The sequence below is a fragment of the Streptomyces sp. NPDC104581 genome, from assembly GCF_055583685.1.
Genome location: NZ_JBVJNN010000005.1, coordinates 1 through 24,012, shown reverse-complemented (window position 1 = coordinate 24,012; position 24,012 = coordinate 1). Strand labels below are relative to the sequence as shown.

At 71.1% G+C, this 24,012-nt stretch carries 20 protein-coding genes; 7 read left to right on the top strand and 13 right to left on the bottom strand.

Translation table 11 applies throughout. The annotated features are described in order from the left end of the window. Positions 1-159 precede the first annotated feature (159 nt). Positions 160-2,226 carry a PhoX family protein gene (locus tag ACZ61E_RS06255; protein WP_469698016.1) on the bottom strand — a complete coding sequence of 689 codons (2,067 nt, stop codon included), beginning with the start codon at positions 2,224-2,226 and terminating at the stop codon, positions 160-162. A gap of 384 nt (positions 2,227-2,610) precedes the next feature. Here ACZ61E_RS06255 and ACZ61E_RS06250 point away from each other — a divergent pair, with 384 nt between their 5' ends. Then, a complete protein-coding gene (locus ACZ61E_RS06250) occupies positions 2,611-4,059 on the top strand; it encodes a VWA domain-containing protein (protein ID WP_469698015.1) in 1,449 nt (482 codons plus the stop codon). Positions 4,060-4,198: 139 nt separating this feature from the next. Here the strand turns inward: ACZ61E_RS06250 and ACZ61E_RS06245 are convergent, their stop codons facing one another. The 3 genes from ACZ61E_RS06245 to ACZ61E_RS06235 all read right to left on the bottom strand — a co-directional run bounded on the left by ACZ61E_RS06245 (position 4,199) and on the right by ACZ61E_RS06235 (position 5,555). Then, positions 4,199-5,014 carry a class I SAM-dependent methyltransferase gene (locus tag ACZ61E_RS06245; protein ID WP_469698014.1) on the bottom strand — a complete coding sequence of 272 codons (816 nt, stop codon included), beginning with the start codon at positions 5,012-5,014 and terminating at the stop codon, positions 4,199-4,201. Positions 5,015-5,085: 71 nt separating this feature from the next. Further along, entirely contained in the window at positions 5,086-5,337 is a 252-nt protein-coding gene (locus tag ACZ61E_RS06240) for a hypothetical protein (RefSeq protein WP_469698013.1), read from the bottom strand. A 35-nt stretch (positions 5,338-5,372) separates the two neighbouring features. After that, the gene (locus ACZ61E_RS06235; RefSeq protein ID WP_159392439.1) at positions 5,373-5,555 is read right to left on the bottom strand and encodes a hypothetical protein; all 183 of its coding nucleotides are present in this window, start codon (positions 5,553-5,555) and stop codon (positions 5,373-5,375) included. Positions 5,556-5,676: 121 nt separating this feature from the next. Between ACZ61E_RS06235 and ACZ61E_RS06230 the strand changes: the two genes are divergently transcribed. Genes ACZ61E_RS06230 through ACZ61E_RS06220 form a run of 3 tightly spaced genes read left to right on the top strand, consistent with a single transcriptional unit; the run spans position 5,677 to position 6,891 of the window. Next, positions 5,677-6,522 carry a helix-turn-helix domain-containing protein gene (locus tag ACZ61E_RS06230; protein ID WP_469698012.1) on the top strand — a complete coding sequence of 282 codons (846 nt, stop codon included), beginning with the start codon at positions 5,677-5,679 and terminating at the stop codon, positions 6,520-6,522. Then, positions 6,501-6,710: a DUF397 domain-containing protein gene (locus tag ACZ61E_RS06225; protein ID WP_469698011.1), complete on the top strand. Its 210-nt coding sequence runs from the start codon at positions 6,501-6,503 to the stop codon at positions 6,708-6,710. The genes ACZ61E_RS06230 and ACZ61E_RS06225 overlap by 22 nt, the downstream gene beginning before the upstream one ends. After that, positions 6,703-6,891 carry a DUF397 domain-containing protein gene (locus ACZ61E_RS06220; RefSeq protein ID WP_469698009.1) on the top strand — a complete coding sequence of 63 codons (189 nt, stop codon included), beginning with the start codon at positions 6,703-6,705 and terminating at the stop codon, positions 6,889-6,891. Before ACZ61E_RS06225 ends, ACZ61E_RS06220 begins: the two co-directional genes overlap by 8 nt. A 61-nt stretch (positions 6,892-6,952) precedes the next feature. Here the strand turns inward: ACZ61E_RS06220 and ACZ61E_RS06215 are convergent, their stop codons facing one another. Then, the gene (locus ACZ61E_RS06215; RefSeq protein ID WP_469698008.1) at positions 6,953-8,317 is read right to left on the bottom strand and encodes a PT domain-containing protein; all 1,365 of its coding nucleotides are present in this window, start codon (positions 8,315-8,317) and stop codon (positions 6,953-6,955) included. Positions 8,318-8,432: 115 nt separating this feature from the next. Here ACZ61E_RS06215 and ACZ61E_RS06210 point away from each other — a divergent pair, with 115 nt between their 5' ends. Further along, a complete protein-coding gene (locus tag ACZ61E_RS06210) occupies positions 8,433-8,930 on the top strand; it encodes an HIT family protein (protein ID WP_469698006.1) in 498 nt (165 codons plus the stop codon). A gap of 82 nt (positions 8,931-9,012) precedes the next feature. Here ACZ61E_RS06210 and ACZ61E_RS06205 read toward each other — a convergent pair whose 3' ends face one another. The 5 genes from ACZ61E_RS06205 to ACZ61E_RS06185 form a co-directional block, all read right to left on the bottom strand. After that, positions 9,013-9,471: a hypothetical protein gene (locus tag ACZ61E_RS06205; protein ID WP_469698005.1), complete on the bottom strand. Its 459-nt coding sequence runs from the start codon at positions 9,469-9,471 to the stop codon at positions 9,013-9,015. Between the two features lie 34 nt (positions 9,472-9,505). After that, a complete protein-coding gene (locus tag ACZ61E_RS06200; RefSeq protein WP_469698004.1) occupies positions 9,506-10,150 on the bottom strand; it encodes a hypothetical protein in 645 nt (214 codons plus the stop codon). Between the two features lie 133 nt (positions 10,151-10,283). After that, positions 10,284-13,280: an AfsR/SARP family transcriptional regulator gene (locus ACZ61E_RS06195; RefSeq protein WP_469698002.1), complete on the bottom strand. Its 2,997-nt coding sequence runs from the start codon at positions 13,278-13,280 to the stop codon at positions 10,284-10,286. Between the two features lie 281 nt (positions 13,281-13,561). Next, positions 13,562-14,695: a sensor histidine kinase gene (locus ACZ61E_RS06190; RefSeq protein WP_469698000.1), complete on the bottom strand. Its 1,134-nt coding sequence runs from the start codon at positions 14,693-14,695 to the stop codon at positions 13,562-13,564. Beyond that, positions 14,692-15,351, bottom strand: a complete 660-nt coding sequence (locus tag ACZ61E_RS06185; RefSeq protein WP_469697998.1) for a response regulator transcription factor — start codon at positions 15,349-15,351, stop codon at positions 14,692-14,694. Before ACZ61E_RS06185 ends, ACZ61E_RS06190 begins: the two co-directional genes overlap by 4 nt. A 155-nt stretch (positions 15,352-15,506) precedes the next feature. Between ACZ61E_RS06185 and metG the strand changes: the two genes are divergently transcribed. Continuing rightward, positions 15,507-17,120 carry a methionine--tRNA ligase gene (gene metG, locus ACZ61E_RS06180; protein WP_469697997.1) on the top strand — a complete coding sequence of 538 codons (1,614 nt, stop codon included), beginning with the start codon at positions 15,507-15,509 and terminating at the stop codon, positions 17,118-17,120. A 269-nt stretch (positions 17,121-17,389) separates the two neighbouring features. Here metG and ACZ61E_RS06175 read toward each other — a convergent pair whose 3' ends face one another. Then, positions 17,390-18,214 carry a L,D-transpeptidase family protein gene (locus tag ACZ61E_RS06175; RefSeq protein ID WP_469697995.1) on the bottom strand — a complete coding sequence of 275 codons (825 nt, stop codon included), beginning with the start codon at positions 18,212-18,214 and terminating at the stop codon, positions 17,390-17,392. Between the two features lie 222 nt (positions 18,215-18,436). Next, positions 18,437-20,200, bottom strand: coding sequence for an aspartate--tRNA ligase (gene aspS / locus ACZ61E_RS06170; protein WP_469697994.1), 1,764 nt, complete (start codon positions 20,198-20,200; stop codon positions 18,437-18,439). Between the two features lie 190 nt (positions 20,201-20,390). On the opposite strand from aspS, the gene ACZ61E_RS06165 reads away from it, so the two are divergent. After that, on the top strand, positions 20,391-22,568 hold the full coding sequence (locus ACZ61E_RS06165) for an ATP-binding SpoIIE family protein phosphatase (protein WP_469697992.1): 2,178 nt from the start codon (positions 20,391-20,393) through the stop codon (positions 22,566-22,568). A 32-nt stretch (positions 22,569-22,600) separates the two neighbouring features. Here the strand turns inward: ACZ61E_RS06165 and ACZ61E_RS06160 are convergent, their stop codons facing one another. Beyond that, positions 22,601-23,719: an AI-2E family transporter gene (locus ACZ61E_RS06160; protein WP_469697990.1), complete on the bottom strand. Its 1,119-nt coding sequence runs from the start codon at positions 23,717-23,719 to the stop codon at positions 22,601-22,603. Between the last annotated feature and the right edge of the window lie 293 nt (positions 23,720-24,012).

Sequence of the window (24,012 nt, the reverse complement as noted above, 5' to 3'; positions counted from 1 at the left end):
AGGCCCTCGATCGGCGGGCGGGCTCGGGTTCCGCCGTCGATCGCCGGGCGGGCTTGTTCAGCCCGCCCGGCGATCGAGGACGAACCGGTCGCCGTGCGGGCCCGGTCGAACCGGCCCGGCCCCGCACCTGACCCCGTCGTCCGACGGTGCGTCAGCGCGTCAGACTCCGATGTCGCCGCCGTCCTTGCGCCAGACCGCGACCACCGCCGGGCGGACCATCTTGCCGCGGCCGTCGGGCCACGCGCTCAGCGGGTTCTCGACCGTCGCGCCGTCGATCTCACCCGGGTGCTGCACCGCGACCAGGACGCGCCGGTCCTGGATGATCGGGCCGCAGGTCTCCGCGCCCCTGGGGACGGTGAGGAACTGCTTCAGCTCACCGCGCCGCTCCCCCTGCGTCGCCACGCCGAACAGGCCGTCGTGCGAGCCGAGTTGCGCGCCGTCCGTGGAGATCCACAGGTTGCCGTGGTCGTCGAACGCCACGTTGTCCGGGCAGGAGATCTGGCTGACCTTGTCCTTCGGGAAGCCGGCGAAGTACGTCGCCGGGTCCTTCGGGTCGCCCGCGACCAGGAACAGCCGCCAGGCGAAACCGTCGCCCGCCGGATCGTCCCAGTTCTCGGCCAGCTCCAGGATCTGCCCGTGCTTGTTGGCCTTGCGCGGGTTGGCCTCGTCCACCCCGGCCCTGCCCGCGGCGCCGCGGTCCGAGTTGTTCGTCAGCGCGACGTACACCCGGCCCGTGCGCGGCGAGGGCTCGACGTCCTCGGGGCGGTCCATCTTCGTGGCGCCGACCTTGTCACCGGCCAGGCGCGTGAAGACGTACACCTCCTCGGCGGTCATGCCGGGCACGTGCGAGACGTCGCCGGTGGCGAGCGGGATCCACACGCCGGAGCCGTCGAACTCGCCGTCCTCGGGGAGCTTGCCGCTGCCGTCGATGTCCTCGACCGGGCTGTCACCGGTCAGCTTCGCGACGTACAGCGTGCCCTCGTCCAGCAGCGTGAGGTTGTGGTCGCGGGCGGCGCGGCTGTTGCCCTTCTTCATCGCCTTGGACGAGACGAACTTGTAGAAGTAGTCGAACTTCTCGTCGTCGCCCATGTAGACGACGGCGCGGCCGTCGCCGGTCAGGCGCGGCTGCGCGGCCTCGTGCTTGAAGCGTCCCAGCGCGGTGCGCTTGCGCGGGACGAAGTCGGGGTCGTACGGGTCGAGTTCGACGACCCAGCCGAAGCGGTGCGCCTCGTTGGGCTCCTGCTTCAGGTCGAAGCGCTTGTCGAACTGCTCCCACTTGCGCTCGGTGGCGGCGGTACCGATGCCGTAGCGCTTGTCGGTCGCGCTCGACCCGTTGGCGAAGTACTGGTTGAAGTTCTCCTCGCCCGACAGGATCGTGCCCCACGGGGTGGTGCCGCCGGCGCAGTTGTTGAGCGTGCCGTAGACCTTCTTGCCCGTACGGTCGGCCGACGTCCGGAGCAGCGCGCCGCCCGCGGCCGGTCCGGTCAGCCGGAATTCGGACGTGACGGTGATACGGCGGTTCAGCTCGTGGCGCGGTACGACGGTGAGCTTCCCGCTGCGCGGCTGCTCGTCCACCACGACGACCGACAGACCGTGCGCGGCCCAGGCGATCTCGACCTGCTCGCGGGTGGGCTTGTCGGCGTCGTAACCCTTGAACATCAGGATTTCGTCCGTGTACTCGTGGTTGGCCACGAGGAGCTGCTTCCCGCGCTCGCTCTTGAGCGGGAGAAGGCTCAGGAAGTCGTTGTTGTAACCGAACTGCCCGGCCTGCGCCTTGGCGGTCTGCTTGTTCGGGTCGAACTCCGGCGCACCGCGCAGGATCGGGTCGCCCCAGCGGATGACGATGTTCTGCGTGTAGCCGTCGGGAACGGTCACCTTGTCGGCGGTGTTGGGCGCGACGGGGGTGAAGCGCAGACCACGGGCACCGTCGGGCTTCTTGCCGCCCTTGCCGTGGCCGTCGCCGCCGGCGGCGAGGGAGGTGGCGGAGGCCGGGGAGTTGCCGGGACCGGCGACGAACGCGGTCCCCGCGGCGGCGGCGACGGTCACCACGGCGGCGCCGCGCATGACGGAGCGACGGGAGAGGGCACCGGCGATGACGTCGCCGACGTACTCGTTGTCACTGGTGTTGGGCGTCTCGTGGAAACAGGCGTCACCGCAGCGGTAACGGCAGGTCATGGCGGAACGTCCGCCTGGGTGCGAGTTCAGCATCGGCAGCAGTTTGCGCACTTTCCCCTCCGGTGGGCTTTGCTCGGCGCGCCCTGCGCCGACAATGTGTCGGGATATGTACGGCGGCGACGCTATGCGCGTAGGCCGCCGGTTCAGCGGCCTCGGGATGAACGCCGAATGAATCTGAGCCGACCGGGCGTTCACCGGGTCTCCGGGAATCACCGGCCGGGCGCGGGCCGGGCGCGGGCCGGGCGCGGGCCGGGCATTCGTCGCCAGGCACATTCCAGGTCGCGGGGCGCCCCTGCCGGGGCGGGCGCCGGGTGGCCGCTAACCTTACGTATCCGCCGTGGCCAGGGATGCTGAGTTTCGGTCGGGGTACGTCCCCGGATCCCCTGTTCCAAGTACGGATATATGCCGCACCCAACTCATCTGAAAGGCTCGCCCATGGGCATTCGGAGCTTGCTGCGCAAGGTGTTTGGACGCGAGCGTGCGGAGAGTGACGAGTCGGTGGCCACGTCGGTGCCGGCCCAGACCGATCGCTCGCATCAGTCGGAGTCCACAACGCCCTCCGCGAGCACGACGACCACGACGGCCGAGACGGCGAAGGCCACCGCCAAGGTGCCCGCGCCCGCCAAGGAGCCGTCACCCGCCGCGGACGAAGTGACGGCGGAGAAGCCCGCGCCGAGGGAGAGGACGGAGGCGGAGAAGGCTCAGGATCTGGTCGCCGCCGCCTTCGACAACCCCAGCGTCCCGGCGCAGACGAAGCGGGAGGAGCCGAAGACCGCGACGGTCCCGGCCCAGGCCCAGTCCACGCCGGAACCGGAACCGGAGCCGGAGCCGGAGCCGGCGGTCGAACCGGAGCCCGTGAAGTCGGCGGAGCCGGTCGCGGAGGCCACGAAGCCGGCGGAGCCCGAGCCCGAACCGGTCGTGGCCGAGGCCGCACCGGAGCCGAAGCCCGAGCCGGTCGCGGAGGTCGCCCCCGAGCCGACCCCCGAGCCGGTCGCCGCCGAGGCCGCGCCCGAGCCGAAGCCCGAACCGGTCGTGGCGGCGGAGCCGGGGCCCGCACCCGTCGCCGAGGTCGTACCCGACCCGGAGCCCGCGCCCGCACCCGTCGCCGAGGTCGTACCCGACCCGGAGCCCGCGCCCGTCGCCGAGGTCGTACCCGAGCCGGTCGCCACCGAGGCCGCACCCGAGACGGCGAGCAAGCCCGCCAACTCCGCCGCGCGGGTCAAGACCAGCGCGCCAGGCCTCCTCGACTCGTACAAGGCCGCGGGCGTCGCGCTCAAGGCCGCCGGTCTGGCCGGGGAGCGGGCGAACGTCTACCTCGTGCTCGACCGTTCCGGTTCCATGCGCCCGTACTTCAAGGACGGCAGCGCGCAGCACCTCGCCGAACAGACGCTGGCGCTCTCGGCCCAGTTGGACAAGAAGTCGACCGTACAGATCGTCTTCTTCTCCACGGACATCGACGGTACGGGCGAGATCTCCCTCACCTCGTACGAGAACCGGGTGGACGAACTGCACGCCGGACTCGGCCGCATGGGCCGTACGAACTACCACCGCGCGGTGGAAGAGGTCGTCGCCCTGCACGAGAAGGCGGGCAACCCCGGCCCGGCGCTGGTGATCTTCCAGACGGACGGCGCGCCGGAGGCCAAGCAGGCGGCGGAGAAGGCGTTCGCGGACGCGGCGAAGCTGCCGCTGTTCTGGCAGATCGTCGCGTTCGGCGAGCACCAGGCGAAGGGCTTCGACTTCGCGCGGAAGCTCGGCGCGGACGAGAAGGCGCCGAACGTGGCGTTCTTCCACGCGGGCCCGGCCCCCAAGGACCTCCCGGACGCGGAGGTCTACGGCGAGCTGCTCTCGGCCCTCCCGGCCTGGTGGTCGGCCCGCAACTCCTGAGACCCGCCGGCTGATCCGCGCCGCGGCACCGGTCACCACCACGAGACGCGCCCTCCGGCCGACCACGGAGGGCGCGTCTCGTCGTCCCGCGACCGCTGCATGCGCCGCACCACCTGGCAGGTGGGCGGAGGGCGGACCGTCACACCGTGCGCGCCACCCGCAGCTCCGTGAGGTACCGCTTGGTGATCCGGCCTCCGTACCGCCCGTCGATCAGTCCCGCGACGCACCCCAGCAGTCCGTCACGGGCCGCAGGCGGCAGCGCGCGGTGGCCGGAGTAGGTGCGCAGGACGTCCAGGTACTCCGATGTCGTGTACGTCAGGTCCCACTCATGGCGGCGGACGGCGACAGCGCCGAACCGGCCGCTGCGTGCGACCTCGTGGCCGTGGTCCGAGGTGTCGACGTCGGCCGCGGCGGGGGGCCGCAGTCCCGGGGGCGTGGCCGGATCGAAGCGCTCGTAGCAGCCCTGGACCTCGATGAAGAACTCCTCGCTGCCGCCCGCCACATGCTGTGTGGCGATCACGGCCAGCGCCCCGCCGGGCCGCAGCGCGTCGGCGGCCCTGACCATGCGGACCGCCGGGTCGATCCAGTGGAACGCCGTCGCCGAGACGACCGCGTCGAACGGCTCCGGCGGCAGCGGCCACGTCTCGAAGTCCGCCGTCACCACCTCGACCGACCCGAACCGGGCCAGATTGCGCCGGGCCACGGCGGCCATTCCGGCGCCCAGTTCGACCGCGGTGATCCGGCAGCCGCGCTCCGCGAGCGGCACGGTCGCCTTCCCGGTCCCGGCGCCCACCTCCAGCACCCGGCACCCCGGCCCGGTCCCGGCCAGCGCGTCGAGGTCGTCGAAGACTCCCGCCGGATACCCCGGCCTGGCCCGGTCGTACAGCTCCGCGTCCTCGTCGAACGTACGGCTCAGACGGGTACGCCGCGCCTCGTCGGGCCTGTCGTCACGCATGCCCGCATGCTAGAGATCACCACCGGCACGGATCAACGGGCTTCAGCGGCAACGCAGTCGCCCGACGGCGCCTACAACCGCCCGCGCCGGCTGTGCTGATTGCGCTCCGCCAGCCGCGCGCTCAGGCCGGTCGGCGGCGGGGCGGGTGGGACGTAGTCGGGACACTTCGGGCTGCCGCACTCGCACTTGGGCCACACGAGCGCGGCACCCGGTCCGAGGAGGCGCGCCGCGTCGTCGTCGTTGTCGCCGTCACTGCCGCCGCTGCCGCTGCCGCTGTCTAGTTTTCGCACCACCAGCACCCCATCCGTACCGAACGCGTTCATCAACCGGGACAGAAACCGCCGCGCCTCGCTGCCGCTCACTCCGCGACCCGCTTCAGCCCTTGTTCAACGCGCCGGAGCAGCTCAGGTGTCACGGGTGCGTACACACGGGGGACGGAGTCGGGCACGAGCCGCCAGAAGCCGCCGCCGTGCACGACGGCGTCCAGCTCGGCCACATCGGCGGTGACGCGGGACGCTGTTCGAGCGTCGGGTTCGAACATAAGAGGGACGCACCTTCCGTCATTGCGCAATTACGTTCCGTGCATCAAGAATCGGCAGAAACGGCCGTGTCCAAAAGGGCTCGGCCATGGCCGGATCGCCATGGGACACAGGGGAGTTGTCATGGGCGCACGGAAACCGAACGCAGGTCAGAGGCCGTCGGCACGACAACTGCTCGCGAAGGAACTGGCGCGGTTGCGAGAGGAGTCGGGCAAGTCCTTGGCCACGCTCGGCGAGGAGACGACGTACGACCGTGCGTATCTGCACAAGCTGGAGACGGGCGCGCGGGTGGGCTCCCCGGAGGTCATCGCGGCGCTGAGCGCGGTGTACGGGGCGGGGGAGCAGTTGGTGCTGCTTTGGCAGTTGGCTCGGGAGGACGCGTTCGCGGACAAGTACAAGCGGTTCATGCAGCTTGAGGCGAAGGCGACGGTTCGGTACGAGTACGCGGCCGGCGTTATTCCGGGTCTGCTCCAGACAGAGGGGTACGCACGCGAGGTGCTTCAGGCGGCCCGCCCGCGCGACGACAACGATTTGGCGGAGCAGGTTGCGGCTCGGCTGGGACGACAGGAGTTGCTACGGGGTGACGACCCGCCGCATTACCGAGCTGTGCTCGATGAATCCGTGTTGCGACGAGGAGGGCACGACCCCGAGCAGTGGGCTACCCAACTCGCACATCTCGTGACGATCAGCCAACTGCCGAACGTCACGATCCAGGTGTTGCCTTTCTCTGCGGGGCTACACGCCCTCATGGGCACGTCGCTGACGATCCTGTGGCTCCCCGACGGCAAAGCCGTCGCCTACACCGAGGACCAGCACTCCGGCCAACTGCTGGAGTCCGCCAAAGACGTTGAAGACTTGCGGCTGTCCTACGATCTCCTGCGAGACTTGGCCCTCTCGCCCCGGGAGTCCGTGGCGTTCATCAAGCGACTGATGGAGGACGGCACATCATGCGCACCGAACCCGACATGAGCACCGCACGGTGGCGTAAGTCCACCTACAGCAACTCGGACGGCGGCAACTGCGTCGAGGTCGCCGACGGCCACCCCGGCGTCGTCCCCGTCCGCGACAGCAAAACCCCCACCGGCCCCGTCCTGCTCCTCACCCCCACCGCGTGGACCGCCTTCGTCGCCTTCGCCGGTGCGCAGGCACATGTCTAGCCCCGACCTCAGCGACGCGAGGTGGCGTAAGTCCACCTACAGCAACGGCGACGGCGGCGACTGCGTCGAGGTCGCCGACGGCCACCCCGGCGTCGTCCCCGTCCGCGACAGCAAGACCCCCACCGGCCCCGTCCTGCTCCTCACCCCCACCGCGTGGACCGCCTTCGTCCGCTCGGTCTGATACGTCTGCGGAGTGGCTGAACGCGCGTGGAACCGAGCCGAGTTGCACGCGCGGACTCCGGTCAGTCGACCACGTACCACTCGTCCTTCAGGTACCCCATGGTCGAGCTGCCGATCTCGCTCTCGGAGAAGGTCACCGAGGCCCTGACCGCCTCGGCCGGGATCTCGAACTTGTCGGGGGCCGTCTCGGTCACGCCCCCCGGATCGACCGTCGCCGTCTGGAGAGCCTTCTTCTTCTCCGGCGGGATCATCCGGAACGTGATGACGAACGTCGACTCGCACGGACCGAACCCCTGGTCCTCCGCCTGCTTCGCCGCGGGCCCTGCCACCTCGCAGACCGTGTCGATGTCCTCCCGGCCCACGGCGTGAAGGAACTCCTCGTACCGCTTGATCGCGCCGTCCTTCGTCTTGGGCGACTCGGGCGCGGGCTGCTCCGCGGACGGATCGGCGGGCGGGTCCGTCGGCGGCTTGTCCGCGCCCCCGCAAGGTTTGTCCGTGAAGATGCCCGGCAGCAGACGCTTCGGGTACGGGCCCCTCGGCCCGTTGTGCCACTTCACATGTGGCTGCGCACCCCACCACCCGGCGTACCCCGACCAGGGCTCACCGTCGACGGGGCGGACGTTCTCCCACGTGCGCCACTCGTGGCCCTTCTCCGACGCCCGGTCGACCCCGTGGACTCCGAAGGTTGGGTACGAAGCGTGTGAACCGAGTGCCGAGTACACCGTCGGATGCCCGTCGCTCAGGTTCAGGTCCGACCACTTCGTCCTGCATGGATCACTGCCGTGCTTGGCGAACGTCACAGCCTCCGGCTTGCCGTCACGCAACTGGACCGCGACGCGCTCCCAGTCGCCCTCGTGCCTGTTGCCCACCGGTTTCAGCTTGTTGTAGGGGTAGAAGAACCAGTACACGTACGCCGCACGCGCCGGGTCGGTCTCGCGCTTGTGGTACTCCCAGTAGACCGGCGCGCCGGTGCCCTCCCCCTTCCGGACCTCGTCCGGCGGGTCGAGAAAGAATCTGGCCTTCTCGTCGGTCGTGGGGAGCTGCTTGTCCCGGTGTCCGGGGCAACCCACCGGCGTCGACGAGGGTTTGCCCGGCTCGATTTCCGCGTGCTGGTAACCGCCCTCGTCGGCACCCTTGCCCAGCCTCCGGGGCTCGACCGGGTCGGCCACCGGTGGCTCGTCGCGGCAGAAACCGCCGTCGTGGTCGTAGCGCAGCACCGAGCGCTCGATGAATCGCGTCGCGTCCATCGGCATCAGCGACTCGTTGTCGTGGAGCCGTACCAGCGGCGCGAACCGAGCCGCCGCGGTCGCGGACGCCTCGGAAGGCGCCGCGCCCGTGAACTCCTTGCCCTTCTCCGGACCGCACGCGACCAGGGCCACGGAGGCCGACACCGCCACGCACACCGTCGCCCGCACTCGAACGTTCACCGGTCCCCCTTCGGGCGCCCGCCGCCGGCGGACAGGCACGTCAGAACACCACGCCGGGACCGACGGAACGGTTCCTTCCCGCGCCCAACTGCCGCACGGAATAGGGTTGCCACCCATGGAGATGGATCTCGCCGCCTACGGGGAACGCGCCCGCAACGGCCCCTGCTTCGTCTGCGCGTTCCTGCGCGGAGACCCCGAATACCGCCATGAGACCGTCTACGAGGACGACGAGCACATCGCCTTCCTCGACCGGTGGCCCACTCTGCCCGGCCGGGTCCTCGTATCACCCAAGGCCCATGTGGAACACGTGGTACGCGACTTGGACGAGGCCGCGTACACCCGGCTCATGCTCGTCGTACGGCGCGTCGCGCGCGCCGTGGAGCGGGTGCTGCGGCCGGAACGCACGTATCTGCTCTCGCTCGGCAGCCAACAGGCCAACTCCCATCTGCACTGGCACATCGCCGCCCTGCCGCCGGGTGTGCCGCCCGAGCGGCAGCAGTACCACGCCCTCATGACGGAGAACGGCGTCCTCGCGCCCGCCCCCGAGGAGATCGCCGACCTGGTCACCCGGCTGCGCGCGGCTCTCGACCGGGAACCGCCGGCGGCCGGTTGAGCGGCCCCGACACACGAACGCGTCCGTCCCGCACCGGTCGGTGCGGGACGGACGCGTTCGGTGGGTCAGCGCATGCCGGTGGTCAGCACATGAGGGACCAGCCCGTGTCCGGGCTCCACGTGTTCTTTCCGGACGCCGCACCCCTCCAGCTGAACGTGGCCGTCACGCTGAAACTCTGGTCGTAGGCGCAGGGGTCCACGGCCGCGGTGCCGGCCAGGTCCTCGGTGGCGTGCCAGCCGTCGTTGTCGGCCTTGGTGCGCACGTCCACCAACTTGGTGCCGTTGAAGCGCTGGAGCTTCACGTTGGTGACCGCGACGTCGTAGTTGCCGCCACCGGCGACGTCGGTGATCTTCGCCCGCCCCTGGTACGTGCCGGCGACGTCGTCCCACCAGACGGTGGCACAGCGCTTGACCTGCTTGCCGTAGCACTTCCATTCGCTCTCCGCCGACGCCGTCGCCGGAGTGAAGACGACGGACGCGCCGAACGCGGCGGCGACCAGCACGCCCGTGGTACCGAACCGGCCCATACGCTTGAACTTCATGAACTCCCCCTGATGTCTGTGTGATGTGCGGTTCTCAGCCGGCCCAGACGACCGGGGCGTCGCTGTACGCGTCGCCCTCGTCGAAGGAGGCCCCCGTGACCGCCTCGCCCTTCGTGGCGCTGAGCGTGCAGGTCTCGTACGACGCGCCCTTGGTGGTGAACTCGGCCGGCGCGGTCTCGTTGTCGCACTTGCCGGGGATGTCACCGATGAGGATGACGCCCGTACCGCCGCCGCCGTCCACCACGCCGTTGAGCTTCAGCGACGCGTACGCCATGTCGGTGCCGCCGACGTTCTCCACCTTCATCTTGATGAAGTAGGGAGTCATTCCCGCCGCCTTCTCACCGAAGGCGGCCATGTCGGACTCGGCGCCCTTCTCGATGGCCGTGACGGTCACGGCGACGGTGCCCTTCTTCTCGCTCGTGTACTCGAAGGGCACCACGGCCCTGTCGCCGACCTTGAGCTTGGTTCCCGGCGCCGCGACGTCACCGGCGGGAGCCTCCTCGCCGCCTTCCTCGCCCGCGCCGTCGTCGGCCGGCTCGGACGTCTCCGTCTCCGGTTCCGGTGTCGACGCCGCCGGAGTGTCCTTGGCCGCCGCCCCGTCCTCGTCGCCGTTGCAGGCCGAGAGCCCGAGCGCCAGGGTCACCACTGTGGCCGCGATCGCGATACGTCCCTTTTGCACTGCTTTACCTCACTGCTGTCGAGAGCTGCCCACTCGACAGTCCCGAAGGTTCGATTGCCTTACTGAGACCGCACGGTCGCAGGCGCCGGAATACGGCGGGCACACGCCGGGAATACGAGGTCAGCGACCCGGCTCAGCGGATTCTGGCGCGTACGGCGGACGCCTCGGCGGCCAGTTCCCGCGCGGCGGTCCCGTCCCCCGCCGCCGCCCGCAGCCCGGCGAGCTTTTCGAGGACACCGGCGAGCAGATACGGATAGTCGATCCCGCGGGCCAACTCGACGGCGTGTTCCCCCTGTTCGATGGCGGTACGCAGATCGGCCCGGTCGTCCGGGTCGTACAGCCGCGGATCGAGCAGGTCGACGAGTACGCGGGTCTCGAACATGGGGTCGTGGTTGGTGCGCGCGACCTCGACCCCTTCGAGGAAGCGGCGGCGCGCACCGGCGTACTCACCCCGGGCAAGCTGGAGACAGCCCCACGCGTGGGCGGTGTAGAACCTGCCCGAGGTCCCGATGTCCTCGACGTAGACCTCCAGTTCGGTGAACGACTCCTCCGCGTCCGTGAGCCGGCCGAGCGCGAGCTGCGCCTGCCCGAGCCAGTAGGTGTCCCGCGCGATCAGGGTCCGGATCCCCTGCTCGCGTGCCCCGGCGACGATCTCCGTGAGCACCTCGGCGGCGACGTCCGGCCGCCCCGCCTGGAGGTGGGCGAGACCGACCTGTGAGTACGCGTGGAGTGCCGCCGCCGGCTGACCGGAGGAGTTGAGCCGTTCCCACGCCTCGCGGCCGGCCCTGATCGCCTCGGTCAGATGTCCGTTGGGCACGAGGAAGAACGGTGCGTTGCTCAGCGCCTCCAGATAGCCCCGCCGGTCCCCTATCCGCTTGAACAGCTCCATCGCCTCGGTGTTGGACTCCTCGGCCGGGCCGTAGCGGCGCCTGCTGTAGCGCAGTCCGGCCATGGAGATGAGGAGCCGGGCGCGGCCCCGCGTGTTGCCGGTGGCCGTGACCAGGCGCATCGCCGTCTCGTAGCACTCCTGCCAGTCGTCGAAGTACCGCTCCGTCTCGAACAGCGCGTGCCCGCCGACGGCCAGCTCCCAGCACAGCTCGTCCCTGCCGAGCTGCGCGGCCTGCCGCACACCCGCCACCAGCGGCAGACGCTCCGAGTCCAGCGACACCATCGGCGTGAGGGACGGCGGCAGGCTCGCCTCCACCCGCTCCGGACGCCACCGGCGGGCGTCGCGCTGGAACATGTTCTGGCCCATGTGATCGCGGTCGGCGATGTCCGTGAGGGCCAGCAGCGCCCCCAGGACACGGACGACGGAGGCGTCCCGCTCCTCGGGTGGCTCCTCCAGCTCCGCGCGTTCCCTCGCGTAGGCGCGGATCAGATCGTGGAAGCCGTAACGGGCCTGGCCGTTCGGGGTTCCGGTGACGTCGAGCAGATGGACGTCGACCAGTTCGTCGAGGAGTTCCTGTGCCTCACGCAGTTCGGTGTCGGCCGCGGCGGCCGCAGCCCAGAGCGGGAAATCGGGTGCCTCCAGCAGCCCGAGGAGCCGGAACAGCCGCCGTGCCCCGGGCCGGAGCCCCTCGTAGCTCAGCCCGAAACTGGCCCGCACCTCAAGGTCGCGGTAGCGGAGGGTGTCCAGCCGGTGCTGCTCGTCCGCCAGCCGCGACACGATGTCCGCGACGCGCCAGTGCGGTCGCGACACCAGGAGCGATCCGACGATGCGCAGCGCGAGCGGCAGCCGCGCGCAGAGCCTGACCAGGTCGGACAGCTCCGCCGGGGTGGCCGGGGCCAGCTGGTGGACGGTGGTGTCGCGCAGCATGGCCAGGCTGTCGGCCTCGGACATGTCGCGGAGCCGGACCCGGTGGGCGCCGCCCAGCCCGCCCAGCCGTACGCGGCCGGTGGCGATCACACCGCAGGTGCCGCTGGGCGGCAGCAGGGGAGCGAGCTGCTCCTCGTCGAAGGCGTCGTCGAGCACCACGAGTATCCGGCGCTCCGCGAGCATGCTCCGGTAGAGGTCCGTGCGCTCCTCCGGGTCGTCCGGCACCGCGTTGGCGGGCACTCCCAGGGCGCGCAGGAAACGGCCGAGCACGGTGGACGGGTCGGCCGGCCGGGCGCGGGTCCCGGCCAGCGTCGCGAACAACTGCCCGTCCGGGTAGACGGACTTGAGGCGGTGCGCGGCCTGTACGGCGAGTGCGGTCTTGCCGACCCCGCCGGGGCCCGAGATCGTCACCACCGCGGCCGGCCGGTCGGCCTCGCGGTCCTTGCGGAGCACCGTCTCGATGTCCGCCAGCTCCGCCCGCTGGCCGCTGAAGTCACCGAGCGTCGGGGGCAGCATCCGGGCGCTCTGGGCACTCTGAGGGCCCTGGGCGCTCTGGTGCTCGCCCTTGCCGGCCGGGACCGCCGAGTCGAGCGCGGGGTCCTCGCCGAGCATCGTCCGGTGCAGCTCCCGCAGTTTCTGGCCGGGCTCCAGACCCGTCTCCTCGGCCAGGATGTCGCGGACCTGGAGGTAGGCGAGCAGCGCGTCCGCCCGTCGGCCGCATCGGTACAGCGCGAGCATGAGCCGGGCCCACATGCCCTCGCGGAGGGGGTGTTCCATCGTCAGCGCGGTCAGCTCACCGAGAAGCTCGCCGTGCCGGCCGAGCCGGAGGTCGACGTCGATGCGCTCCTCAAGGACGCCGAGCCGCAGCTCGTCGAGTCGGGCCGCCTCCGAGACCAGGGCCAGCACATCGGTGAGCCCGGCGAACGCGGGTCCCCGCCAGAGCCCCAGGGCCTCCTCGAACAGCCGTCGCGACTCGTCGGGATCACCTGCCGCCAGCACCGCCCTGGCCGTGTCCACCAGGTCCTCGAAACGCGTCGCGTCCAGCTCGTCCCGGCCGGCGCGCAGCAGATAACCGGCGCCCTCCCTGGCGATACGTCCCGGGTCCCCCAGTCGCTGCCGGAGCCGGTGGACATAGGTCTGCACGTTCTTGGCGGCGCTCTTCGGCTGCTCCTCGCCCCAGATGGCCTCCGCCAGCGCGTCGCCGGAGACCGGCCGGCCGAGCCGGCACAGCAGGACCGCCAGGACCAGCCGCCCCTTGGGCGTACCCAGTTCCAGCGGTACACCGGCACGCCGCACGGTCAGCGGGCCCAACACACCGAAGTCCACAGCCGCCCCCGCCTCTCGGTCCCCAACTGTAACGGCCACCGATGGGGCGCCCGGGGACCGCTTCCCCCGGGCCCGGCGCGGGGCGGCGTACGGGCGGGCACGCCTGGGCCGTGTCTGACGAATGGCGCCGTCCGCCCGTAGGGCGGGGCTCGCGGCGGCTGGTGCGGTGCATCGCGAGGCGGAGGATCGGACTCGTACCGGGCGTACTCGGCCGGGTCCGGCAACGCGGCGAGGTGCCGTACCAGGCGCCGCGGGCCAGGCGGGATTTGTCAGACACGGCCTAAGGGCCTGGCCGAGACCGGCAGCTCCACCCGTACCGACAGGCCCCCGCCCTCGCCGCCCGGCTCCGCCGTCACCGTGCCGCCGTGCGCCGTCACGATCGAGCGGACGATCGAGAGGCCCAGCCCCGCTCCCGGCCCCATCCGGTCGCGGCCCTCGCCGCGGCGGAACGGCTCGAAGAAGGCCGCGACCTCCTCCGGTGCCACCCGCGGGCCGGTGTTCCGTACCGTCACCGCCGTCCCCGACACCGAGACGTCCACCTCACCCTTCCCGTACGCCTGCGCGTTGGCCAGCAGATTGCCGACCACCCGGTCCAGCAGCGCCCGGTTGCCCCGTACGCCGCCGGGCTCCGACACCGTCACCGTCAGACCGTGCCGCGCCGCCTCCTCCGTCACCAGCTCGCCCCACCGGATCTCCTCCTGGTCCTCGACCTGCCGCTCGCTGCGCGCCAGGAGCAGCAGCCCCTCGATGAGCGCTTCGCTGCGCCGGTTGTTGTCGAGCAGCATCTGCTTCGTAAGGGCCAGCTCCTCCGGCGAGTTGCCGCCCGCGAGACCGACCTGTATCGCCGTGCGCTGCGTGGCCAGCGGCGTACGCAGCTCGTGCGAGGCGTTCGCGATGAAACGGCGCTGGCTGTCGAAGGCCGTCTGGAGCCGGCCCAGCAGCTCGTCGAGGGTGTCGCCCAGCTCCTTCAGCTCGTCGTCCGGGCCGGTGGTCCCGATCCGCTCGTGGAGGTTGTGCTCGGACAGCAGCCGCGCCTTGGCCGTCATGGCGTGGACGGGCCGCAGCACGCGCCCCGCAGTCCACCAGCCGACACCGACGGCGCACAGCGCGGTGACCACCAGGGCTCCCACGGACCAGAACATCAGCTCGTCCGAAGCGGCGTCACTGACGTTGTCCGTGAGCTGGTAGACGGTGACGGGCGCGAGCTGGCCGGCTTCGGTGAGGAAGTAGCCGTTGCCGGACGACGGCGGGTACGCCGGTACGACGCGGCCCGCGATCTCCGCGGCCTCCGTCTCCGTACCGGCGCTGGACAGCAGGTAGACGACGGTGAGCAGACAGCCGCCGAGGACGAGGAAGACCGCGCCGTAGACGAGGGCGATGCGCTTTCTGATCGCTCCTGTCACAGCACGTAACCCCCTCCGTCCACATCCACCGCGCGGATCAGCGCCGGATCGCCCAGCTTCTCGCCGAGTCTCCCCACACAGACGCCCACGACACCGGAGAACGGGTCCGTCTGCGCGTCCCACGCCCGCTCCAGCAACTGCTGCGCCGTCACCGCCTTGCCGTCCGCCTCCAGCAGTATCTGGAGCACGGTGAGCTCCTTCACCGAGAGGTCGAGGGCCAGCCCGTCCCGGTCCGCCGTACGGCTCACGGTGTCGAGCCGTACGCCGCGGCGCTCCAGCGTCGGCGGTAACGCCCTGGCGCTGCGCCGCCGCAGCGCCCGCACCCGCGAGACCAGCTCCGGGAACTCGAAGGGCTTGCCGAGGTAGTCGTCCGCGCCCAGGTCGAGCCCCTTGACGCGCTCCTCCATGGAGGTGGACGCCGTCAGCATCAGGATCCGGGTGCGGGAGTCCTCGGCGACGAGCCTGCGCGCGACGTCGTCGCCGTGGACACGGGGGAGGTCGCGGTCGAGGACGACCACGTCGTAGTCGTGCAGTCCCAGATAGGCCAGGGCGGCGTCACCGCTGTAGACGGTGTCGACGGCGAAACCGGCCCGCCGCAACCCCGTCGCGACCAGCTCCGCCAGGATTTCCTCGTCCTCGGCGACAAGCACCCGCATGATGATCCTTCCGCCCGGCCGCCGACGCGTTTCGGCTCTCCTTCTTAAGATGCGTTTGACGGGGGCATAGGTTGTGCCGAATCCACACTCTTTAAGCACAATCTCAGGTTTAACCGAGGTGAAGTGACCTGCGCCGGGCCGTTAGGATTTCGACCATGGCCGCCACTGGATCCGAAGAGCAGGGTGGGCGGGCGTACTACGTCACCACCCCCATTTACTACGTCAACGACGCTCCTCACCTGGGCCACGCCTACACGACCGTCGCAGGAGACGTCCTCACCCGCTGGCACCGCCAGCGGGGCGAGAAGGTGTGGTACCTCACCGGCACGGACGAGCACGGTCAGAAGATCATGCGCACGGCCGAGGCGAACGGTGTCACCCCGCAGGAGTGGGCGGACAAGCTCGTCGACGAGGCGTGGCGGCCTCTCTGGGACCACCTGAGGATCGGAAACGACGACTTCATCCGCACGACGGAGAAGCGGCACACCGACCGGGTCCAGGAGTTCGTACAGGACCTGTTCGACAAGGACCAGATCTACAAGGGCGGCTACGAGGGCCCGTACTGCGTGGGCTGCGAGGAGTACAAGCTCCCTGGTGAACTCCTCGACGGCGAAGGTGAGTTCGCGGGTCTGAAGATCTGCGCGATCCACAAGACGCCGGTGGAGATCCTCAAGGAGGAGAACTACTTCTTCAAGCTCAGCGAGTACGGCCCCAAGCTCCTCGCGCACTACGAGGCAAACCCCGGCTTCATCCAGCCGGAGTCGGCGCGCAACGAGGTCGTGAACTTCGTCAAGCAGGGCCTCCAGGACCTCTCCATCTCCCGGTCGACGTTCGACTGGGGCGTGCCGGTGCCGTGGGACGAGAAGCACGTGATCTACGTGTGGATCGACGCGCTCCTGAACTACGCGACGGCCGTCGGCTACAACGAGAACCCGGCGAAGTTCGAGGAGACCTTCCCCGCCGACGTCCACCTCGTCGGCAAGGACATCCTGCGCTTCCACGCGATCATCTGGCCCGCGATGCTGCTGGCGCAGGGACTGCCGCTGCCGGGGAAGATCGCCGCGAACGGCTGGCTGATGGTCGGCGGCGAGAAGATGTCCAAGTCGAACCTGACCGGCATCAAGCCGCAGGACCTGACCTCGCACTTCGGTGTGGACGCGTACCGCTGGTACTTCCTGCGGGCGATCGCGTTCGGGCAGGACGGCTCTTTCTCCTGGGAGGACTTCTCCGCCCGGTACACGTCCGAGCTGGCCAACGACTACGGGAACCTCGCCTCGCGCGTGGCGGCGATGGTCGGCAAGTACTACGGCGGCACGCTGCCGGAGACGACGTCCGGCGGGGTCGCCGAGCAGGCCGTGCGCGACGGGCTGGCGAAGGCGGTCACCGTGGCCGACCGGAAGATCGGCGAGGAGCTGGACTTCCAGGGCGGGATCCTGGCGATCTTCGACTTCGTGAAGCAGGTCAACGGCTACATCACGGAGCAGGAGCCCTGGAAGGTCGCGAAGGACACGTCCCCGGACGGCCAGGCGGTACTCGCGACGATCCTCTACACGGCGGCGGAGGCGCTGCGCGGGGTCGCCGTGCTGCTGAACCCGGTGATGCCGGAGACGTCGCAGAAGCTGTGGGACTCCCTCGGCGCGGATGCCGTGCTGGGCGCGCTGTCGGACCAGCGGATCCAGGACGCGGGCACCTGGGGGCAGCTCCCCGCGGGCACGACGATCACGAAGGGCGCGGTGCTGTTCCCGCGCCTGGAGGAGAAGCCGGCGTAGGTCTTCTCGCCGGGGTGGGGCGCCGTGACCAAGTCCGCGCGGCCCTCGCCCCGCCGGGGGGTGTCCTCAATCGCCGGACGGGCTTGATTCGCACCTGACGAGCTTGACCCGCCCACCGGCCCCCGACCGTGCCGGACCGGCCCCCGGTCGAGCCCTCCTCGCCGTGAGCGGCACTCCCGCCCACCCGGCGACGGACGACAACCGCCCGGCAGACCAAGCCCGTCCGGCGATTGAGGACACCCCCCCCCGGCGGGTACGCCCGGCCGCGGCTACCGGCCCAGCGAGGACACGTCGCCCATCACCACCTGGGGCTTCTTCCCCGGGTCCAGCCACCGCAGCAGCTCCTTCATACGAGCGACCGGCAGCGAGACACAGCCCTGCGTCGGCCCCCCGTGATCCACGTGGATCCAGATGCCGCCGCCCTTCCCCGCGCCCAGCGGACGCGTCCAGTCCAGCGGGGTGGTGCCCGGCCGGCGGTTGTAGTTGACGGCGACCACATGGTCGAAGGACCCCGCCAGCGGCTCGCCCTCGAAGCCGACGCCGTCGAGCGTGAAGGCCGGACCCCGGTCGTACGGCAGCCTCGTCCCCGGGTCCGGCAGCCGCCCACCCGCGTCCGTCAGGCCGAAGACCCCGACCGGGCTCCGGAGGTCGCCCTGCCGGTGGTCGTCGGTCCAGCCCTTCAGGGCGTTGCGCGCCGGCCACGGGTCCGAGACCGACCGCCACCCCTCGACCGGGTCGCGCTCGTAGAGGACCAGCACGGCCCGGTTGGAGTCCGGCGCGTCCCCGGTCACCACGACGGCCTGGCGGCTGTCCGCCGGAATCCGCGCCCGGGTCCTCGGCCCGAGCGACGGGATCTCCCTCGGCGGCACGACCCGCGCCCCGGTCCGTTCCCCCGCCGCCGGACCCGGCACCACCCGGCCCCGCTCGTCCCCCGTGCTCCCGGCGCCCCCGTTCCCGCCCTTGTCGTTCACCCCCCGCGAGGCGGACGGTCCACCGTCTCCCCCGGACCCGCCCGCGCAGCCGCTCAGCAGCAGACCGGCGGCGAGCAGAGGAGCGGCCACCCTGTGCGGTCGCAGCGCTGAGCGGTAGGACATGTAAGACCTTTCGGTTGGCAGGAGGGCCGGCGGCGCCTCGCCCCTGTCAACGCGCCGAGAACCCCACCAGGGTGCCCCGATGGCGAGAAGACGCCACGAAGACACGGCGAAGGGCCCGGAACCGTACGGCCCCGGGCCCTGCTGACGATCGAGCGCACGGACGGACCGGGCCCGTCCGCGCGATCCGGATCGAGCCGCCCGACGGACGGCCCCCGCCCGCTCCTACTTCGTGACCGGCTTGCGGAGCTGGATGTTCAGCTCCCGCAGCCGCGTCTCGTCCAGCTCGCTCGGCGCACCCATCATCAGGTCCTGCGCGTTGCCGTTGAGCGGGAACGCGATCGTCTCTCGGATGTTGGGCTCGTCCGCGAGCAGCATCACGATGCGGTCGACGCCCGGCGCGATGCCACCGTGCGGCGGCGCCCCGAGGCGGAACGCGCGCAGCATCCCCGCGAACTCCTGCTCCACGGTCTCGCGGTCGTAGCCCGCGATCTCGAACGCCTTGAGCATCACGTCCGGCTGGTGGTTCCTGATCGCGCCCGACGACAGCTCGATGCCGTTGCAGACGATGTCGTACTGCCAGGCGAGGATGTCCAGCGGGTCCTTCGTCTCCAGGTCCTCCAGTCCGCCCTGCGGCATGGAGAACGGGTTGTGCGAGAAGTCGATCTTGCCGGTCTCCTCGTCCTTCTCGTACATCGGGAAGTCGACGACCCAGCAGAACCGGAACACGCCCTCCTCGAAGTGACCGGCCCGCTTCGCCGCCTCGACCCGGACCGCGCTCATGATCTTCGAGACCTGGTCGAAGTCGCCCGCGCCGAAGAAGACCGCGTGGCCGGGGACGAGCGACAGACGCTCGGTGAGGACCTTGACGTCGTCCTCGGTGAGGAACTTGGCGATCGGGCCGGCCAGCGAGCCGTCCTCGCCGACCCGCACCCAGGCCAGCCCCTTGGCGCCCTGCTCGACCGCGTAGTCACCCAGGCCGTCGAAGAACTTCCGCGACTGGCCCGCCGTGTCCGGCACCGGCAGCGCGCGCACGTGCTTGCCCGCGAACGCCTTGAACTCGGAGCCCTCGAAGACGTCGGAGATGTCGACCAGTTCCAGCTTGGCCCGCAGGTCCGGCTTGTCGTTTCCGTACTTGAGCATCGACTCGCGGAACGGGATGCGCGGGAAGGGGGACGTGACGTGCCGACCCCCGCCGAACTCCTCGAACAGCTCGGTCATCAGCTTCTCGATCGGCCGGAAGACGTCCTCCTGCTCGACGAAGGACATCTCCACGTCGAGCTGGTAGAACTCGCCGGGCGACCGGTCGGCGCGGGCGTCCTCGTCGCGGAAGCAGGGCGCGATCTGGAAGTAGCGGTCGAAGCCGGAGATCATCAGCAGCTGCTTGAACTGCTGCGGGGCCTGCGGCAGCGCGTAGAACTTGCCGGGGTTCAGCCGGGAGGGGACCACGAAGTCACGGGCGCCCTCGGGCGAGGTGGCCGCCAGGATCGGGGTCGCCATCTCGTTGAAGCCCAGCGCGGTCATCTTGTGCCGGATGGCGGAGATGACGGCCGTGCGCAGCAGGATGTTGCGGTGCATGCGCTCGCGGCGCAGGTCGAGGAAGCGGTATTCGAGCCGCCGCTCCTCGTTGACGCCGTCGTCGGTGTTGATCGTGAACGGCAGCGGTCCGGCGGCGCCCAGCACCTCGACCTCGGCGACCTCGATCTCGATCTCGCCGGTCGGCAGCTCCGGGTTCACGTTGTCCGTGCCGCGGGCGGAGACCTTGCCGTCGATACGGACGACGGTCTCCTTGGTGAGCTTCGACAGCTCCTCGTTGGCCGGGGTGCCCGGTCGGGCGACGAGCTGGACGAGACCGTAGTGGTCGCGGAGATCGATGAAGAGGATGCCGCCCAGGTCTCGACGATTGTGCAGCCAGCCGCTCAGCCGGACGTCGGTGGAGACGTCAGAGGCGCGGAGCTCGCCGCAGGTGTGGGACCTGTACCGATGCATCGTCGTTCATCCAGTCTTAGCGTTTCGTGGGTGTGCCTGGCCGTGCTTGGCCCGCACCAGGTTACCGGCAGGGCCGGTGGGCCCCTCCCCGGATTTTCCGTGTATTCACGGGGTCCTCGCTCACATGCCCGGCCACCCGCACGCCCCTTTGACACCGCACCGACCGCCCGTACCTGTCTAAAGTGGTGCAATGCGCACCGAGGATGTACTGGCCGCGATCGCGACCGGTCTGTGGCGCTGGGACAACGCGGCCGGGCTCGTCACCCTCGACGCGGAGGCGGCTCGGCTGTTCGGGCTGCCCGCGGAGCCCACCGTCCTCAGCGAGGCGGCCATGCGCGCGCGGCTGCATCCGGTGGACTGGAACGAGACCTACGGGATCATCCGCCTCGCGGTCGCCGAGGGCACGCTCGCCGAGGCCCATGTCCGGGTCGTGGGCGAGGACGGTCAGGTCATCCGTACGATCAGGTCCCGCTCGAAGCCGCAGGCCACGCAGCGGGAGTACGGCGAGGACTACGAGCTGGTCGGCACGGTCCAGGAGATCGTCCATCCGCACGCGGGCGCGCTGACCGGCCGCAGCCCCGTCGCCGGTGACTGGCGGCGCTCGCGCGAGGCGTTCCTGCTCGACGCCGGGCGCGCGCTCGCCGAGGCGCGGTCCACCGCCGAGGTGCTGCGGGTCGCGGCGTCGCTGTCGATGCCGGGGTTCTCGCCGGACGGGCTCGCCGTCTTCGGCGTCGAGGGCGAGCGGCTGACGATCATCGGGCACCACGGGCACGAGGACGGCGCGGAGGGGCCCTTCACCGACATGTCCCTGAGCACGGACTACCCGGCGGCGGAGGTCGTACGGACCGGCCGGGCGATCTATCTGGCGACGCCCAAGGACTACCAGGACCGCTACCCCGCCACCTGGCCGCTCGTGAAGCGGTTCGGACGGCGGTCCTGGGCGTTCGTACCGCTCGTCGTCGCCGGGCGCACGATGGGCGCCTGGATGGCCGGCTTCAGACACCCGGTGACGTTCACGCCCGACGAGCGGTCCGTGCTGACGACGGTCGCCAGGATGCTCGCGCAGGCTCTGGCGCGGGCCGAGGTCACCGAGACCGAGCGCGAACTGTCGCTGGGGCTCCAGCGCTCGATGATGCCGACGCTGGGGCCGGACATCCCGAACATGAGCGTCGCCGCGCGCTACGTGCCGACCGGCGGCGGGCTCCAGGTGGGCGGCGACTGGTACGACATCATCCCGCTGCCGGGCGGCACCAAGGTGGCGCTGGTCATCGGCGACGTCCAGGGGCACGACGTACGGGCGGCGGGTCTGATGGGGCAGCTGCGGATCGCCCTGCGCGCGTACGCGGCCGAGGGGCACCGGCCGGACGCCGTGCTGTCCCGCGCCTCGCGCTTCCTGCACGGCATGTACGAGTTCTCGACGGCTCAGGGGCCGACGCACCCCGACCAGAGCGACGAGGGAGAGGACTCCGACTACACCGTGCCGCGCTTCGCGACGTGCCTGTACATGGAGGTGGACCCGGACTCCGGCACGCTCGACATCGCACGCGCCGGGCACCCGGACCCGGTGATCCGCTCTGCGGACGGCACGGCACTGATCCGGCAGACGGCGGGCGGGCTGCCGCTGGGCATCGAGGCGGACTCGGACTACCCGACGACGCGGGTGGTCCTGGAGCCCGGCGACACCCTGATGCTCTGCACCGACGGGCTGATCGAGACCGGCGGGCACGACATGCTCAGCGGCTGGACACGGCTGCGGCCCGTGCTGGAGAACACCACGGACACGTCGCTGGAGAAGCTCGCCGACGCGCTGGTCGAGGCGGTCCACGGTCCCGGCTCGCACTACACGACGGGTCCGCTCGCCGACCGCAGGGAGGACGACATCGCGCTGCTGCTGCTCTCCCGCCACAGCTCACCGGCGCGCCGGCCCCCGCGCCGTACGGTGCTGACCATCGCCCAGGCCGAACCGGAACAGGTCGCGGACGCGCGCCGCCAGCTGCGGGACCTGCTGCACGACTGGGCGGACGAGGAGCAGGTCGACTCGGCGGTGCTGATGCTCTCGGAGATGGCAACCAACGTGCTGGTACACACGGACGGCGACGCGGTGCTGATCGCCGAGGCGGCGGGGGAGCGGGGCAGACGCCGCCTGCGCGTGGAGGTCGCGGACGCGAGCGACGAACTGCCCCACCGGCGCCGTCCTGGCGAGCTGGCATCGAGCGGGCGCGGGCTGCTGCTGATGGAGATGCTGGCGGACGCGTGGGGGGTGGACCCGCGGGGAGAGGGCAAATCGATCTGGTTCGAGATCTACGAACAGCCCGATCCGCCCGCGCCCTCCCACCCGGTGGGCCGGTCAGACCCGTCCGGCGGCTGAGGAGACCCGCCCTTCGGGACGGCGACGCCCGGTCACGGCGGCCCCGCCCCGTACCGTCCCCGGACCTCCGCCACCACCCCGAACGCCGCCGCGGTCAGCGGCACCGCCAGCAGCATCCCCAGGATTCCCGCCACACTCGCCCCCGCCGTGATCGCCAGCATCACCACCGCCGGATGCATCTGCACCGTACGGCTCTGGATCATCGGCTGAAGCACATGCCCCTCCAGCACCTGCACGGCCAGTACGACCCCCAGCACCCACAGCGCGATCACCACCCCCCGGTCGGCCAGCGCGACGAGCACCGCCACCGCCCCGGACAGGAACGCCCCGAGGTACGGGATGTACGCCCCCACGAACACCAGCGCCCCGAGCCCGACGGCCCCCGGCACACGCAGGATCAGCAGGCCGACGGTGATGCACGTGGCGTCGATCAGCGCGATGAACGTCGTGCCCCGCATGAAGCCCTCGACCGCCCCGTACGCGCGCCGCGCCATCGCCTCGACGATGTCGCCGGTGCGGCGCGGCGCGACGGAGCGCAGCGCGCCCGCGACCCGGTCGGAGTCCTTGAGGAAGAAGAACATCAGCAGCAGCGCGAGGACCGCGGTGGCGATCAGCTCGCCGACGACGCTCAGTCCGGTGATCACGCCCGACGCCGCCGTCCCGCCGAACTTGCCGAGCAGATCCTTCGCGTTGGACGCCATGTCGTCCAGGGACGTCCCCGCGGCCCCCAGGTGCTTGCCCAGATCCCGCCCGGCCTGCTTCAGCGAGGAGACGATCTGGTCGCCCGTCTCGATGAGCGCGGCGACCACGATGTACCCCGCCCCGCCGACGACGGCGACCACGGCCAGACAGGTCAGCCCGGCGGCCAGGGACTTCGGCATCCGCACGGCGACGAGCCGCCGGTGCAGCGGGTGGAGCAGCGCCGTGCCGAGGACGGCGAGCAGGACGGGGGTGACGGCGGTCTTGAACGTGACGACGATCCACACCCCCACGCCGGCGACCCCGGCGACGAGCAGCAGGACGGCGCACCACGCGGCGACCCGCCGGACCTCCGGGGGCAGCAGCGCCGCGGCGACCCCGCCGGGCGTACTCCCGCCGGACGTACTCCCGCCGGACCCGCTCCCCGGCGCGCCCCCGCGCGAGTTCTCCATCCGCCCACCCGACCACGGCGCTCGCGCCGCTGTCCCACGGATGGGGCCGGGTGGGTGCCGGGGTGTCACTCAGAGGTGGTGCGGGGGGGGGGGGGGGGGGGGGGGGGGGGCCCCCCCCCCCCCCACCCCCCCCCCCCCCCCCCCCCCCCCACCCCCCCCCCCCCCCCCACCCCCCCCCCCCCCCCCCCCCCCCCCCCCCACGCCGGTACCGCAGGTGTGACCGGCCGGGCAGGGCGGGTTCAACGGTCGGCGCTGCCGCCGAGAGGCAACGCGGCCTCCCGGCCCCGCACCCT